The organism is Pantoea sp. GABEPS69 (assembly GCF_045780835.1).
GTDB lineage: Bacteria > Pseudomonadota > Gammaproteobacteria > Enterobacterales > Enterobacteriaceae > Pantoea > Pantoea septica.
In genome coordinates this window covers 2925886-2940660 of the sequence record NZ_CP118618.1, presented here as the reverse complement: position 1 = coordinate 2940660, position 14775 = coordinate 2925886, and the positions used below count along the sequence as shown (strand labels likewise).

The 14775-nt window shown below is 61.0% G+C and carries 18 protein-coding genes; 13 read left to right on the top strand and 5 right to left on the bottom strand.

From position 1 onward, the window contains the following. Nucleotides 1-6: 6 nt before the first annotated feature. The 6 genes from mdcC (at nt 7) to mdcH (ending at nt 4549) form a co-directional block, all read left to right on the top strand. Entirely contained in the window at nt 7-306 is a 300-nt protein-coding gene (mdcC, locus tag PVE98_RS14430) for a malonate decarboxylase acyl carrier protein (RefSeq protein ID WP_096072749.1), read from the top strand. After that, complete coding sequence (locus PVE98_RS14425; protein WP_096072750.1) at nt 299-1132, top strand: biotin-independent malonate decarboxylase subunit beta; 834 nt, start codon at nt 299-301, stop codon at nt 1130-1132. Before mdcC ends, PVE98_RS14425 begins: the two co-directional genes overlap by 8 nt. Next, nucleotides 1132-1932, top strand: a complete 801-nt coding sequence (gene mdcE / locus PVE98_RS14420; RefSeq protein ID WP_096072751.1) for a biotin-independent malonate decarboxylase subunit gamma — start codon at nt 1132-1134, stop codon at nt 1930-1932. Before PVE98_RS14425 ends, mdcE begins: the two co-directional genes overlap by 1 nt. A 136-nt stretch (nt 1933-2068) precedes the next feature. Then, nucleotides 2069-3028 carry an AEC family transporter gene (locus tag PVE98_RS14415; RefSeq protein ID WP_096072752.1) on the top strand — a complete coding sequence of 320 codons (960 nt, stop codon included), beginning with the start codon at nt 2069-2071 and terminating at the stop codon, nt 3026-3028. A gap of 1 nt (nt 3029) precedes the next feature. Next, entirely contained in the window at nt 3030-3650 is a 621-nt protein-coding gene (locus tag PVE98_RS14410; RefSeq protein ID WP_096072753.1) for a malonate decarboxylase holo-ACP synthase, read from the top strand. Beyond that, nucleotides 3647-4549, top strand: coding sequence for a malonate decarboxylase subunit epsilon (gene mdcH / locus PVE98_RS14405; RefSeq protein WP_096072754.1), 903 nt, complete (start codon nt 3647-3649; stop codon nt 4547-4549). The genes PVE98_RS14410 and mdcH overlap by 4 nt, the downstream gene beginning before the upstream one ends. Here mdcH and PVE98_RS14400 read toward each other — a convergent pair. From PVE98_RS14400 to PVE98_RS14385, 4 genes are all read right to left on the bottom strand, one after another. Continuing rightward, complete coding sequence (locus PVE98_RS14400) at nt 4530-5465, bottom strand: LysR family transcriptional regulator (protein ID WP_096072755.1); 936 nt, start codon at nt 5463-5465, stop codon at nt 4530-4532. The two genes, mdcH and PVE98_RS14400, sit on opposite strands and share 20 nt — an antisense overlap. 278 nt (nt 5466-5743) lie before the next feature. Further along, nucleotides 5744-5953 (bottom strand): YdgH/BhsA/McbA-like domain containing protein, encoded by a 210-nt coding sequence (locus PVE98_RS14395; RefSeq protein ID WP_096072756.1) that lies wholly within the window; start codon nt 5951-5953, stop codon nt 5744-5746. Between the two features lie 223 nt (nt 5954-6176). Next, nucleotides 6177-6800 carry a pyridoxamine 5'-phosphate oxidase family protein gene (locus PVE98_RS14390; protein ID WP_096072757.1) on the bottom strand — a complete coding sequence of 208 codons (624 nt, stop codon included), beginning with the start codon at nt 6798-6800 and terminating at the stop codon, nt 6177-6179. Between the two features lie 80 nt (nt 6801-6880). Beyond that, entirely contained in the window at nt 6881-7444 is a 564-nt protein-coding gene (locus PVE98_RS14385; protein WP_096072758.1) for a TetR/AcrR family transcriptional regulator, read from the bottom strand. Between the two features lie 113 nt (nt 7445-7557). On the opposite strand from PVE98_RS14385, the gene PVE98_RS14380 reads away from it, so the two are divergent. After that, nucleotides 7558-8967 carry an amidase gene (locus PVE98_RS14380; protein WP_096072759.1) on the top strand — a complete coding sequence of 470 codons (1410 nt, stop codon included), beginning with the start codon at nt 7558-7560 and terminating at the stop codon, nt 8965-8967. A 32-nt stretch (nt 8968-8999) separates the two neighbouring features. Here the strand turns inward: PVE98_RS14380 and norR are convergent, their stop codons facing one another. Next, complete coding sequence (gene norR / locus PVE98_RS14375) at nt 9000-10532, bottom strand: nitric oxide reductase transcriptional regulator NorR (RefSeq protein ID WP_033751899.1); 1533 nt, start codon at nt 10530-10532, stop codon at nt 9000-9002. 151 nt (nt 10533-10683) lie between these two features. Here norR and PVE98_RS14370 point away from each other — a divergent pair, with 151 nt between their 5' ends. The 6 genes from PVE98_RS14370 to PVE98_RS14345 all read left to right on the top strand — a co-directional run bounded on the left by PVE98_RS14370 (nt 10684) and on the right by PVE98_RS14345 (nt 14756). Next, the gene (locus PVE98_RS14370) at nt 10684-10941 is read left to right on the top strand and encodes a hypothetical protein (protein ID WP_033751897.1); all 258 of its coding nucleotides are present in this window, start codon (nt 10684-10686) and stop codon (nt 10939-10941) included. A 4-nt stretch (nt 10942-10945) separates the two neighbouring features. After that, the gene (locus PVE98_RS14365) at nt 10946-11179 is read left to right on the top strand and encodes a DUF2526 family protein (protein ID WP_096073881.1); all 234 of its coding nucleotides are present in this window, start codon (nt 10946-10948) and stop codon (nt 11177-11179) included. Nucleotides 11180-11191: 12 nt separating this feature from the next. Continuing rightward, nucleotides 11192-11548, top strand: a complete 357-nt coding sequence (locus tag PVE98_RS14360; protein WP_096072761.1) for a DUF1971 domain-containing protein — start codon at nt 11192-11194, stop codon at nt 11546-11548. 206 nt (nt 11549-11754) lie between these two features. Next, on the top strand, nt 11755-13221 hold the full coding sequence (gene norV / locus PVE98_RS14355; RefSeq protein WP_033751894.1) for an anaerobic nitric oxide reductase flavorubredoxin: 1467 nt from the start codon (nt 11755-11757) through the stop codon (nt 13219-13221). Nucleotides 13222-13225: 4 nt separating this feature from the next. After that, nucleotides 13226-14371, top strand: coding sequence for an NADH:flavorubredoxin reductase NorW (norW, locus tag PVE98_RS14350; protein WP_096072762.1), 1146 nt, complete (start codon nt 13226-13228; stop codon nt 14369-14371). Nucleotides 14372-14483: 112 nt separating this feature from the next. Next, nucleotides 14484-14756 carry a hypothetical protein gene (locus PVE98_RS14345; protein ID WP_127908371.1) on the top strand — a complete coding sequence of 91 codons (273 nt, stop codon included), beginning with the start codon at nt 14484-14486 and terminating at the stop codon, nt 14754-14756. Nucleotides 14757-14775 lie beyond the last annotated feature (19 nt).

Sequence of the window (14775 nt, the reverse complement as noted above, 5' to 3'; positions counted from 1 at the left end):
GACGTTATGGAACACATCACATTATCTTTCCCTGCTAACCGCACCTTCAGCGGCAGAGCCCTTGCAGGGGTCGTTGGTTCCGGTGATATGGAAGTGCTGTTCACCGCAGCCGAAGGGCAAACGCTGAGTATTGATATCACCACCTCCCTCGACAATAGCGACGCTCGCTGGAAGGCGCTGTTCGATCGCCTCAGTCTGCTCAACGGCCTGCCTGCCGGGCAGCTGGTTATCCACGATTTCGGCGCGACGCCGGGCGTTGCGCGCATCCGTATCGAACAGGTTTTTGAAGAGGTAAGCCATGCGTAACGATCCGAGTTTTATCGAACTGCGCGCGCGCGAGCGCGCTCATGCGCTGCTGGACGAGGGCAGCTACCGCGAACTGCTCGATCCCTTTGAGGGCATCATGTCGCCCTGGCTGGCGCCGCAGGGCGTCGTGCCGCAGTCCGATGACGGCATGGTGGTGGCGCGCGGCACCATCAACGGCCAGTCCGCGGTGGTCATCGCCATCGAGGGGACCTTCCAGGGCGGCAGTATGGGCGAAGTCTCCGGCGCGAAAATGGCGGCGGCGTTAGAGCTGGCGGCGGAAGACAACCGCAAAGGTATTCCGACCCAGGCGGTGCTCTGCCTGGAAACTGGCGGCGTGCGCCTGCAGGAGGCGAATCTGGGACTGGCGGCGATTGCCGATATCCACGCCGCTATCGTCGATCTGCGCCGCTATACGCCGGTTATCGGCATTATCGCTGGCACCGTCGGCTGCTTCGGCGGCATGTCGATCGCCGCCGCGCTCTGCAGCTATCTGATCGTCACGCGCGAGGCGCGTCTGGGGCTTAACGGCCCGCAGGTTATCGAGCAGGAAGCGGGTATCGAAGAGTACGACTCGCGCGACCGCCCCTTTATCTGGAGCATGACCGGCGGCGAAATCCGCTACGCGAGCGGCCTGGCCGACGCGCTGGTCGATGACGGTATCAGCGCGGTGAAAACCGCGATGAATACCTTTATCGAGAAGGGCGTGCCGGCGCAGCACCGCAGCGACAAGTATGCCGACTTCCTGCCGCGTCTGACCCGCTTCGATACGCGTCAGCAGGCAGATACGGCGCAGATTAAACAGCTTTTTGCCCGGGAGGATAAATAATGACCCAGACTATCAGCCGCGGTGCGACCTGGCTGGAAAAACTGGCACCTAATGCGCAGCGCCTGAGCGGCCTGTGCGACTCGGTTCAGGTGGCTGACGGCGAACTCAACGGCGAGCGCGTACGTCTGATCGCCGTGGTTCCCGATGCAAACAACCACTACCCGCGCGCCGCGCGCGGCGAAGTCGGGCTGCTGGAGGGCTGGACGCTGGCGAAAGTGGTGAATGAAACCATCGACGCAGATAAAAACAGCGACGTGAAGCGCCCGATTATCGCGGTCATCGACGTGCCGAGCCAGGCCTACGGTCGACGCGAAGAGGCGTTCGGCATTCATCAGGCGCTTGCCGGCGCAGCCGGCGCCTATGCCAAAGCGCGTCTGGCGGGACATCCGGTGATCGGCCTGATTGTCGGCAAGGCGATGTCGGGCGCGTTTCTGGCGCACGGCTATCAGGCAAACCGTCTGATCGCGATTAACGATCAGGGCGTGCTGGTGCATGCGATGGGCAAAGCGTCCGCCGCGCGCATTACGCTGCGTACGGTCGAGGCGCTGGAAAAACTGGCGGCGACCATTCCGCCGATGGCCTATGACGTCAGCAACTTCGCCACCCTTGGTTTGCTGGCCGATCTGCTGACCATCAGCAACCCGGACGCGCCTTCCGACGCCGATCTGGCGCAGGTAGAAATCGCGCTGCAAAAGGCGATCGCCGACGCCCGCCAGGATCCATCGCTGAAAACCCGGCTCGGCGCGGAAAACCGCCGCAGCTCCTCCCTGGTGCGCGAGCGTATGCGCGCCGCCTGGTAAAACACAGAAACAGATAAAAAAGACCTGCCGAAATCGGTCTGTTCGGGGCGCGTCGCCGCGCCCCGGAGTGAGGGCCGCTTTTAGAAATTATAAACATCGCGTGACTGGAATCTTATTTCTTCAATACAGGTGATTTATGATTTACATAATTGTTCATGCCCTTGCTCCAATCTTTGTGATTATGCTGCTGGGTTTCTGGGCCGGTAAAGCCGGTATGGTCGACAATAAAGACGTCTCGCTGCTGAATATTTTCGTGATGGATTTTGCGCTGCCCGCCGCGCTGTTCAGCGCCACGGTGCAGACCTCCTGGCCCGGCATTGTCGCCCAGTGGCCGCTGATTGTGGTGCTTACCGGCGCCATGTGGATCACCTATGCGGCAATCTATTTTCTCGCCACCAAAGTCTTTAAAAAATCCCCGCAGGATGCGGCGGTGCTGACGCTGACCGTGGCGCTGCCGAACTATGCCGCGCTGGGGCTGCCGATCCTCGGCAGCGTACTGGGAGAAAATGGTGCCACTTCGCTGTCGGTGGCGATCTCTATCGCCTGCGGCTCGGTGCTGCTGACGCCGCTTTGCCTGCTGATTCTGGAGCGCGAAAAGGCGCGCGCCGCCGGCGAGGACCACGGTTCGACCTCTGCCATGCTGCCGGTGCTGATGTGGCGTTCAGTGAAAAAACCGATCGTGGTTGGCCCGCTGGTGGGCGTGGTGCTGTCGGCCATCGGCATTAAAATGCCGGATCTGGTGCTGGCGGCGATTAAACCGCTGGGCCTGGCGGCGACGGCGGCGGCGCTGTTCCTGACCGGCGTCATCCTCTCGGCGCGTAAGCTGAAACTCAACGCCGTGGTCGGCGTCGGCACCGTCGTCAAGCTGCTGATTCAGCCCTTTATCGCCTGGGGTATCGTCGCCGCGCTCGGCCTGAGCGGCCCGGTGGCGATTACCGCGATTCTGATGATCGCGCTCTCCGCCGGCTTCTTCGGCGTGGTGTTCGGCAACCGTTTCGGCGTGCAGTCGCCCGATGCGGAAGCGGTGCTGCTGCTTAGCTCGGTGCTCTGTATTCTGTCGCTGCCGCTGTTTATTACGTTGACTTCAGGAATTTGATATGACGATGACCCCGCGCCCTCACGACCTGCTCTGGCTTCGCGCCGACAGCGCGCTGCTGTCGGTGAAAGAGGCGTGGGTCAGCCAGCACTGGCACGTCGGCTTGCCGGTGGTGGTAAGGCGCGACGTCGCGACGGCGGAGCGGATCCCGGTCGGCGTGCGCGGCGAGCGACGGGAGCAGCGCGCCGCAGCGTGGGTGCAGGCGGCGGATATCCTGCGCGTCACCACGCCGGAAATGCTCGCCGATCGCGCCTGCCTGCTGGCGTCGCCTTTTGTCGCTTACCGCCCGATCCAGGCGGCGCTTGCGCTCAGCGAGCACCGCTGGCCCTGGCGCTGGGGCGTTACCGGCAGCGTCGGCTATGCGCTGGCGACGGCTATTTCGGTGCTGCATCCCGGCAGCGATCTCGATTTAACCATCCGCGCGCCGCAGCCGCTGGCGCGCGACCTTTTACAGCAGTGGCAGGCGCAGACGGAGAGTTTGCCCTGCCGCGTCGACACCCAGGTTGAAACGCCGTCAGGCGCGTTCGCGCTCAGCGAGTGGCTGCGCGACGGGCGCGCGCTGGTGAAAACCGTCACCGGCCCGGTGCTGACCGCGTCGCCCTGGAGCAGGGAGACTTTATGAAAATCCTCTTTACCTTTCCTGGCCAGGGCACGCAGCGTCCCGGCATGCTGCGCAATCTGCCTGACGGAGACGCGCTGCTGAGCAGCGTGCGCGCCGTGCTGGGAGAGGAGACCGACGCGCTCGACAGCCCAGAGGCGCTGCGCCACACACGCGCCGTACAGCTCTCTCTGCTGATCGTCGGCGTCGCCTGGGCGCGCGAGCTGATCAGAAACGGCGTGAAGCCGGACATCGTCAGCGGCTTATCTATCGGCGCCTTTCCCGCCGCCGTGGCGGCGGGCGCGCTCGATTTCAGCGACGCGCTGCGGCTGGTCGCCCTGCGCGGCGATCTGATGGAGAGCGCCTATCCCCACGGCTACGGCCTGACCGCCATCGTCGGGCTGACGCTCAGTCGGCTGGAAAAGCTGATGGCGGGCAGCAATACCTATATCGCCAATATCAATGCGGAAACCCAGACGGTGATCGCCGGACGCGACGAGGATATGGCTGCTGTGGCGCAAAAAGCGCTCGACGCGGGCGCCAGCAAGGCGGCGCGGCTGGCGGTCAGCGTGCCGTCCCACTGCGCGCTGCTGGATAAGCCAGCGGCGGAGCTGGCCAGCGCCTTCGCCTCGGTTTCGCTGTCACGGCCCTCATGCGCTTATCTGAGCGGCTCGACCGGCCGCGTGATCTGGGAGCCCGCCAAAATCGCCGACGATCTGGCGTTCAATATGGCGCGTACCGTGCAGTGGAGCGACGCCGTGATCGCGGCCAATCAGCGCGACGCCAGGCTGGCGATTGAGATGCCGCCGGGCAATGTGCTGACCGGGCTGACGCACCAGGCGGGCTGGCAGGGAGAGGCGATCTGCATGGAGCGCAACAGCGTCGAGGTCGCGCGCCACCTGGCTAAACGGCTGAGTCAGTAAGGCTGCGCGCGTACATGCGGCCTTCCGCTGCGAGCGCCAGCAGATCCTGATCGCGCTCGCGATGGTGCGAGTAGACGATGGAAACCCGCTGGCGCATCTGGTAGGGCTCTGCCAGCCGGACCAGCTGCACGCTGTTTTCATAAACCTTTTTCATGCGGCCGGGGATCAGCGAGAAGCCCATGCCCGCCTGCACCAGACTGACCAGAGAGAAGATGTCGTTTACTTTGGTGACGATGCGCGGTTCGAATCCGGCCACCTGAAACGCCTCCTGAAAGCCGGCGTAGGTGGCGAAGCCCTCCGCCAGCGAGACAAAATCGCGATCGGCGAAGTCGCGCAGATCCGCGTCGCGCGAGGTATCGAGCTTTTCGCCTGCCGGCGCGGCGAGAAAAATATGGTCGTGGAACAGCGGGATCACATCAAAATTGGGGTTGCTGAGTTCGCCGCTGTCGGTGGCGATTAAAATCGCGTCGAGCGCATCGTCCTCAAGCATATTGAGCAGCATCTGGTTGGAGCCCATAGTCAGATCGAGCTCAAGCGCGGGGCGTCGTAGCTTCATGCCCATAATCAGACGGGGAATGGTCTCCAGCGTAAGCGAGTAGAGCGTGCCGAGCCTTAATCGACCGCAGCCTACGCCTGCCACCTGTCTTGCCTCTTCTATGCCTTTGCTCATCAGCGCGGTAACGTCCTGGCAATACTCCAGCAGCGTCCAGGCGGCGGGCAGCGGCACCAGATTGCGCCCTTTATGGATAAACAGCGGGCAGTTGATTCCCTCTTCCAGCGTGTGCAGCGCGCGGTGCACGCTGACGCTGCTCAGATCGAGCGCCTCCGCCGTGCGCGCGATATTGCCTTTGGTCATAAACATCATAAACACGCTGAGCTTACGGAAGGTAATCTCCTGATTGATATCGTTATTCATGCTTTTTCCTTCGCAGGTGTCCTTAAGCGGGCGTAAAGAGTAATCCTGGCGCGACAAAAGAGGCAAAGCCCAACGCGCGGGATCGCCAGCGCGCAGCGTAAGAGAATGAGTGCTTCTTCGGCTAAGTGTACCGTTAATCCTGCATTCCGCAGGGAATATAAGCTGGCGCCGCAGAGCAGGTATTGATCCGGCAAAGAGAAGAGTGAATAAACGCAGAGAGGGGAGAGGTCAGTAGAGATTTAACAACCAAAGGCCGCGCAGGCGGCCTCTGAAAACGCTTATTTGGTCAGCTCGGCTGAAACATAGGCGCCGTTATTAAAGCGCGCGCCGGTAATTTTATAGGAGGCGCCCGCCTGATGCGCCTGGGCGGCGATCTGCGCTTCCGCCGCGTCCAGGGTAGAAGCTGAAGCGGTAATGGTCTGCGCGAAGCTGCCGAAAGAGATCAGCGAAAGTGCGATAACAGCGACGAAATTTTTGATGGTTTTCATGGTCAGTTCCTTAATGAGTTTTTCAGTTTGTGAGGCGGTTTGCCTCGATGGAGTGATAGTGCGCCTGACGGTGATAATTTAAAAGCTGACATAATTGCTTTACTTAATCAAAAAATATGAATGATTAAACGGCGCGCCTTTTCTGTTAACACCAGGCAGGCAGGGCGATGTGCGGCAAGGAGGGAGAGAGCCCCGATCGCATCAGGGCTTGAGAGCAGGCTGTTCAGTAAAGGGTGTTCTTTAAGCGCTCCGGCAGCGCCTGGTCATAGGCATCGCCGTCTATTTCCGCCTGCGAAAGCTGATGCAGAATTGCTCCCGGACTGGGCAGCCTGTCACGCGCGATCTGCGCGGCGGGATCCCAGAGTTTTGAGCGGATAATCGCCCGGCTGCACTGAAAAAAGACGCTCTCCACCCTAATGCGCAGCACCGTTTTCGGCAGCTGATTGTTGACGGCAAAGCGGGTAAGGAGATCGGGATCGTTGCAGATCTCCGCGGTTCCGTTCACCCGCAGCGTTTCGCCGATGCCGGGTAGCAAAAAAAGCAGTGCCACGCGATTATCGTGTAGAATATTGCGCAGGCTATCGATGCGGTTATTGCCGCGTCGGTCAGGCAGCAACAGCGTCTTCGCATCTTCGATAACGATGAAGCCTGCCGGATCGCCTCGCGGCGAGACGTCAAGCCCGCCCGGTCCCGAGGTCGCGAGGGCCGCAAAGGGCGCCGCCTCGATAAAAGGGCGGTAGGCGGGATGGATATGGTCGATCTCCTTGGTCAGCGAGGGTCTGGCGACCGCGCCATAGATCCGTTCCAGTTCCGCTTCGCAGGTAATGTTTCTCTTTTCATCCGTCATTACGTCACCGCCTCAGTATGCAGGAATGCGCCTTACTCTTTTATACAGCAGCACGCCCGGCGACGCACCGGCTGTCGAGGCTACGCCGGCAACAGCCCGGCCTGAGCGTAGCTCTTCACCAGGCTGTCGAACAGCGCGATATCCGACCGGCCGCGCGCCATCAGCTGGGCGCCCGCGATAGCCGCATAAATCGCCTGCGCCCGGCTGTTGCGCTCTTCGTCGCTGGCGATGCCCGCTTCCTCAAGCTGAGCGGCGAGCCAGGCGATATTGACCTCGGCGAAAATCTTCACCTCCTCTTTTACCTGATCTGGCAGATCGTCATACTCCGCCGCCATAAAGCTCGCCATGCAGATGCGGTTGTCGCGCTCCAGCGAGCGGCGAAAGATCTCGGGGTAGCGCCGCAGACGGCTGATCGCATCCGGCTCGCTTTCGCGCAGCGCGTCCAGATCGGCCGCCGTCTCTTCCCAGTAGCGTCTGGCAACGGCCGCGCCCAACTCCGCCTTGCTGGGAAAGTGGTGATAAATGCTTGCCGCCTTAATGCCGACCTCGCTCGCCAGGCTGCGGATATTCAGGCCGCTATAGCCATGCGCCTGCGCGCTCAGGCGCGCCGCGTGAAGAAGGGCCTCTTTAGAGGTTTTGCTCATACTCGTTCTCCTGTCAGTTAATGAATATTCTAACATGTGTTAGGTAGGTGTTGACAAGAAGAGGATTAAACCGCTAACTTAAAACCTACCAAACGTTAGATAGGTAATTAATCATGAGCAAAGAGATCTTTTTTTCCGACGCTACCCGCCTTGCCGAACTGATCCGCCGCCGCGACATCTCGCCTGTTGAGGTGATGCAGGCCCATCTTGATCGTATTGAAGAGACTAACCCGCAGGTCAACGCGATCGTCACTGTCGCCGCTGGCGCGCTGGAGGCCGCCCGCGCGGCAGAAGCCGCCGTGATGGCGGGCGAACCGCTCGGCCCGCTGCACGGCGTGCCTTTTACCGTCAAGGACTCGATCGACACCGCTGGCGTGATGACCCAGCGCGGATCGCCCATTTTTAAAAATCGGCTGCCGACCGAAGATGCCACCAGCGTGGCGCGTATCAAGGCTGCCGGCGGCATTCTGCTGGCGAAAACCAATCTGCCTGAGTTCTCATACTGGATTGAAAGCGACAACCTGCTTTCGGGCCGGACAAACAACCCCTGGGATTTAAGCCGTACGCCGGGCGGCTCCAGCGGCGGCGAGTCGGCCGCCATCGCGGCGGGGATGTCGCCGCTGGGACTGGGCACCGATCTGGCTATTTCGGTTCGCGGCCCGGCTGCGCAGACCGGCATTGCCTCCATGAAGGCCACCCACGGCAGCGTGCCGATGACCGGCATCTGGCCGCGCGCGCCGCGCCGCTTCTGGCACGTCGGCCCCATGGCCCGCTCGGTGCGCGATCTGACGCTCGCCTTTTCACAGCTCGCAGGCCCCGACGGACAGGACGCCTTTTCCAGCAGCGCGCCGCGCCTTTCTGACGGGCTGCGGTTTAACGCCAGCCGACCGCTGCGCATCGGCTGGATGACCGGCCCCGGTTTTGGCCCGATCGATGGCGAGGTGGCGGCCGTGGTCAGGGCGGCGGCGCAGGCGTTGAGCAGTATGGGGATAGCCGTTGAGCAGGTGGGCATTCCGGCGCTGGAGCGGGACGTTGCGCTGGATATTTTCAACCGCATCCACGTTATGGAGATGAAGCCGGCCTTTGCAGCCGCTACCGCAGGGCGTCGACCAGATGAGATCTATAAAATGGCAAAAACCATGCTTTCGCTGCCTGATTCCTCGATGGCCGAGTTTATTGAGGCCGAGCAGGCGGCAGAACGGCTAAAAGATGGCTTCGCCGACTACTTTTCGCGCTACGACGCACTGATCACCCAGGTGCTGCCGATCCCGGCCCATAAGCACGGCGTCGATCGCTTTATCATTGAGGGTCAGAGCGTGGATGCGACCTGGCTTCAGGGCGCGACCGTGCCGCTTAACGTGACGGGGCTGCCCGGCGTCGCGCTGCCTTTTGGCCGCAGTCGCGAAGGGCTGCCGATTAGCGTACAGATTGTCGGCAAATGGCACGACGAGGCCGCAATTCTGCATATCGCCTCGCTGCTGGAGGCCGTCAGCCCGATGAAAGGCGCGCATCCCGCGCTGTAACGGCGAACGGCGACGGACGCCGTTGCGGCCTGTTATTTCAGGCCGAGCTTGCGGGCCAGACGGTGCAGGTTGCCGGGATCGATCTCCAGCTGGCGCGCGGTTTTGGCCCAGACTTTGCCGCTGTTTTCGTAGACATAGCGAATGTACTCATACTGAAACTGCCGCGTCGCCTCCGCCAGGCTTCTTATCGGCAGCGAGGTCAGCGGCGCGGTCGGCACGCTGCCTGCCGCTGCGTCCGCCGGGGTTTCGCCTTCCAGGCTGAAGTGCTGAGGCAGCAACACGATTTCGCCGCTGCGTGACTCCGCCTGCGCGATAATCACCGCGCGATAGATGGCATGCTCCAGCTCGCGCACGTTTCCCGGCCAGCTCGCCGTTTCGAGCAGGGCGCGGGCGGCCGGGCTGAGGGCGATAGTGCTCAGGCCGAACTTTATTCGGCACTTTTCACAGAAATAGCCGGCAAGCAGCACGATATCGTCGCGCCGCTCCTGCAGCGACGGCACGAACAGCGGGAAGACGCTGAGTCGGTGATAAAGATCCGCGCGGAATTTTCCCTCCGTGACCGCTTTGCGCATATCCATATTGGTCGCCGCGATAATGCGTACATCGACAGTCAGGGCTTTATCTTCGCCCACGCGCTGCAGATCGCCATACTGCAGCACCCGTAGCAGTTTGGCCTGCAGCGAGAGCGGCAGTTCGCCAATCTCATCGAGAAACAGCGTGCCTTTATCTGCCAGCTCGAACTTGCCTGGCCTGTCGTGAATCGCGCCGGTAAATGCGCCTTTGACGTGGCCGAACAGCTCGCTTTCCGCCACGGTTTCCGGCAGCGCGGCGCAGTTGAGGTAGATCAGGGGCTGGGTAGCGCGATGGGAGAGGCGATGCACCGCCTGGGCGACCAGCTCCTTGCCGGTGCCGGTCTCGCCCATAATCAGGACGCTCAGGTCAGAAGGGGCGACCACGGCGATCTCTTTTTTCAGATGGGTGAGCGGCGCGGATTGGCCGACGATCTGCATCTCCTCGCGCTCTTCCGGCCGCCTGTGCGGCGGGATAAACGAGGAGGCGGGCTGCTCGAGCTGCTCCACCAGCAGGGCGTTGTTCAGCGCGCCGGCGGTCAGGCTGGCCAGCACGCGCAGCTCCTCGTCGCTATAATCATCGAACTGGTGCGCATCCATGCCGTCCAGGGTAAGGGCGCCGATCAGGGTCTGACCCGCAAACAGCGGCATGCCGACGCAGGCGTGCACATGCAGTTCGCCCTGTTCGGGGATCAGGCCGTCGTAGGGATCGGGCAGGTCGTTATCTGCGGGAAAGCGCACCACGTCGCCCGCGCGCGCGATCGCCTCCAGCCGCGGATGCGCATCAAGACTAAAGCGGCGGCCCATCACGTCAGGCGCCAGCCCGGCGGTGGCCAGCGGTCTGAACTGCTGGTTTTCATAGCGCAGCAGGGCGGTCGCGTCGCAGTTCAACGCCTGGTGGATGCCTTTCACCATCTGCATAAAACGGTCGCGCTCGCGCACGCCGTTTTGAATATCCACGGCTAGCGCCGCCAGGGTGTCGACTGAAAGAGCCATGTAGTCACCTGTACAGGGAGTGTCTTAATAACAATAGAAAGGCTTGTTATAAATACAATGCTTGTTTTCTCTTTTGACCAGAATCAATAGCTTAAGAAATGGCACGGAATATGCCTTATTAGCGTAGTGAATAACGCTAAGGAGCAAACCGATGTCCAGCCACGCAACGTTAAAAGCGCTCAGCGCAAAACAGATCAAAGCCGCTGCCAACGCCCTGCGCTGGGCGGCGTTCGGCGGCCGCCGCGGGCCCGATTTTACGTACTATCAGGCCTCGCCGGACCGGCTTCATTTCGAAACCGAATATGACGGACGCAAAGCCTGGGTAGACTTAGATATTCCCTATACGCCGTTGTCGCTGCTGATCGCCGGTTCGCTCCTGCTACAGCAGCTTAATACTTATGTCGGGTGAAACCATGACGCATCTGGACGAAGTGATTACCGCGGTCGACGCCGCCATCGCCAACAACGTGATTCGCGAGATGAACGAGCTGCTGTGCGAACTCAGTGAGGATGGCCGGCTGACGCGCGAAGAGCGCTTTGCCCAGCAGCAGCGCCTGCGCGTTGCGGTTTTTAAGCACAGCACCGAGAAACACGAACTCGCCGAGCAGCGCCGGGAATGGCTGACGCGCGGCGGCATCATCAGCTAGAGGAGGCCCACCATGGCTCACAGCATTCCTGAACATTTCGTTCATACCCGCTCCACGCCTTTCTGGAAAAGAGAGAGCGTGCCCAACGCGCTGTTAACCCATCACAACACCAAAAAAGGGGTATATGGCCGGCTCTCGGTGATGCGCGGCGCGGTGAACTATTTCGGCTTCGCCGGCGAAAACGAGGCGGAACCCGAGATGACGCTAACCATCAACGCCGGTCAGTTTGGCATTAGCCCGCCGCAGTACTGGCATCGCATCGAACTGTTGACCGAGGACACCTGCTTTAATATCGATTTTTTCGCCGACCCCGATATCGCTCTTGAGGGCGAAGGGTTTGCGCGCGAGGTGCATATTCCTGCGCGCTAACCAGCGTTATGACCCTGGCCCGCTTCGGCGGGCTTTTTTGTCTCTGTCACATTGTGTTTAAGACAATGGCATGTGAATAAAACACGCTTTCTTATTGTCTTTTAAACAGCGTATTAAATTAATAGACATATAAATCAATAAGATAAAAACTGGCACGTCAGATGCAAAGCAGTAAGGGAATCCACCTTAAGCTAACAGGGCATCTGATGAACATTCACGTCAAAAACAATATTTTTTGGGTCGGCAAACGGGACTGGGAAGTAGAGCATTTTCACGGCAAAGAGTACAAAATGCAGCGCGGCACCAGCTACAACAGCTACCTAATCCGTGAAGGAAAGAACGTTTTAATCGATACCGTGGATCTCAAGTTCCGCAGCGATTTCGTCAAAAACCTCAGCGAAGAGATCGATCTGAAACAGATCGACGCCATCGTGATCAACCATGCGGAGGAAGATCACGCCGGCGCCCTGGCTGAGCTGCTGGCGCTGATCCCCGGCACGCCGATCTACTGTACCGCCAACGGCGTGGAGTCGATTAACGGTCATCACCACCATCCCGAATGGAACTTCAACGTGGTGAAAACAGGCGACTCGCTCGATATCGGTAACGGCAAAAAGCTGATCTTCGTGGAAACGCCGATGCTGCACTGGCCAGACAGCATGATGACCTATATGACGGAAGACGCGGTGCTGTTCAGCAACGACGCCTTCGGGCAGCACTACTGCGATGAGCATCTGTTTAACGATGAAGTTGATCAGCACGAGCTGTTCGACCAGTGCCAGCGCTACTTCTCCAATATCCTGACCCCTTTTGCGCGCCTCGTGACGGCGAAGATCACCGAGATCCTCGGCTTCAATCTGCCGCTCAGCATGATCGCCACCTCTCACGGCGTAGTGTGGCGCGATAACCCGGCGCAGATTGTCGAGCTCTACCTGAAGTGGGCCGCCGATTACCAGGAAGATCGCATCACCATCTTTTATGACGCCATGTCGAACAATACCCGCATGATGGCGGACGCCATCGCGCAGGGCATTCGCGAGACCGATCCGCGCGTCGCCGTGAAGGTCTACAACGTCTCGACCCACGACAAAAATGAGATCATCACCTCCTGCTTCCGCTCCAAAGGCATTCTGGTCGGCTCCTCCACCATGAACAACGTGATGATGCCGAAGGTGGCGGGCATGCTGGAAGAGATCACCGGGCTGAAGTTCCGCAATAAACGCGCCTCCGCGTTCGGCTCCTATGGCTGGACGGGCGGCGCCGTCGACCGCGTGGCGACCCGTCTGCAGGATGCCGGTTTCGATATGACCATCGCCCTGAAAACCAAATGGCGTCCCGACCTCTCCGCGCTGGAAGCGTGTCGCGAACACGGCCGCAGCATCGCGCGCGCCTGGGCGCTCTCGCCGATCCCCACGGCCGCGGCTGCCGTCGACAGCGCCGCCGCCGCGATCGCCGCCGCCGCGCCCGAAAGCAGCGGCTGCGGCACGGCGGAAGCGGACAGCGCGAGCGGTCAGAAAATGATTTGTACCGTATGCCAGTGGGTTTACGACCCGGCAGAGGGCGAACCCGGTCAGGAGGTCGCGCCCGGCACGCCGTGGGAGGAGGTGCCGGACGATTTCTTATGCCCCGGCTGCGCGCTGGGCAAATCCGTGTTCGATCCTTATGAGGGCTAAACCTGTGTCAGCAGATATCGTTATTATCGGCTCCGGCTTCGCCGCGCGGCAGCTGGTGAAATTTATCCGGCAGCAGGATAAAAGCGTGCCGGTTCGCATTATCGCCGCCGACAGCTGCGATGAATACAACAAGCCCGAGCTCAGCCATGTCTTCAGCATGGGCTATCGCGCCGAGGCGTTAACCCGCCAGACGGCCGCGCAGTGGGCGGAAAGTCAGAACATCATGCTGTATCCCTTTACCCGCGTCAGCGGCATCGATCGCGCGGCGCGCCTGGTGCAGACCAGCGCCGGAGATTTTCCCTACGGCAGGCTGGTTCTCGCCACCGGCGCCGGCGCCATGGTACCCGCCGTGAAGGGCAGCGAACTCATCTATACCCTGAACAGCCAGCAAGAGTACCGGCAATGCGAAGCGGATCTGATTAACGCGGAGCGGGTGCTGATGATCGGCGGCGGCCTGATCGGCACCGAGCTAACGATGGATTTTACCCGCGCCGGCAAGCAGGTGACGCTTATCGACCGCAGCGCATCACTGCTTTCCGCGCTGCTGCCGCCTGAGATCGGCGGCCGCTTGCAGCATCATCTGGTGCGCAGCGGCGTTCAGTTCCGGTTCCAGACCGAACTCGTCGAGCTGGCGCGCGACGGCGACGCGCTGGAAGCGCGCTTCAGCAACGGCGAGCGAGGGCGCTTCGACGCCGTGGTGTGCGCCATCGGCCTGCGTCCCGATCTCGATCTGGCGCAGAAGGCGGGCATCGAGGTGCGGCGCGGCATTGTGGTCGACGACGCGCTCGCCACCTCCGCGCCCGATATCTACGCGCTGGGCGACTGTGCGGAAATTCAGGGCAGGCTGATGCCCTATCTCCAGCCCGCCATGCTGGCGGCGATGACGCTGGGCCGGAATCTCACCGGCGGCGGCGCGAAGCTGACGCTGCCCGCCATGCTGATCAAGGTGAAAACGCCCGATATGCCGCTCCACCTGGCAGGCGATCCGGCGAATCCCGCTTATCAGTGGCAAATGTCGTTTTCAGCGACCGGCCTCGTCGCCAAAGGCTATGACGAGCGCGGCGTCTTCAGGGCGTTTGTCGTCAGTGAAGATCACATGAAAATGGCGTTCAGCCTGCTGAAGGAAATTAAGCTGGCGGACGCCGCTTAGCCGCTGAACGATCGCGCCACGCGCTGTTACCGGCTGCCGACAAGGCAGCCATTGCCGCCAGGCCGGCAGATAACCGGCCTGCAACGCGGCCTCTATTCGCTTAATGGGCTCTATGATGAACACCACAGAAACCTCAACGTCAGTCACCCTGCATAATCCTTCATCCTGCACCTGCGGCAGAATAATCTGGCTAAGCCAGCACTGCGATGGCTTCGTGCTGAATCTCGGCACCGGCAAGTGCGAGGCGCGCATCGAGGCCGTGCTCGGCCCCGCCTGCAGCAGCGTCCAGTTTCAGCCGGAAAACCTTAAAGAGGTGGTCGCCGACGTTTTTTGGCGGATGTGGAACGCCTGGCAGCCTGCTGAGGGGATTAAAGTGGCGGGATAGCTCCGGCGCTGTAGCAAAG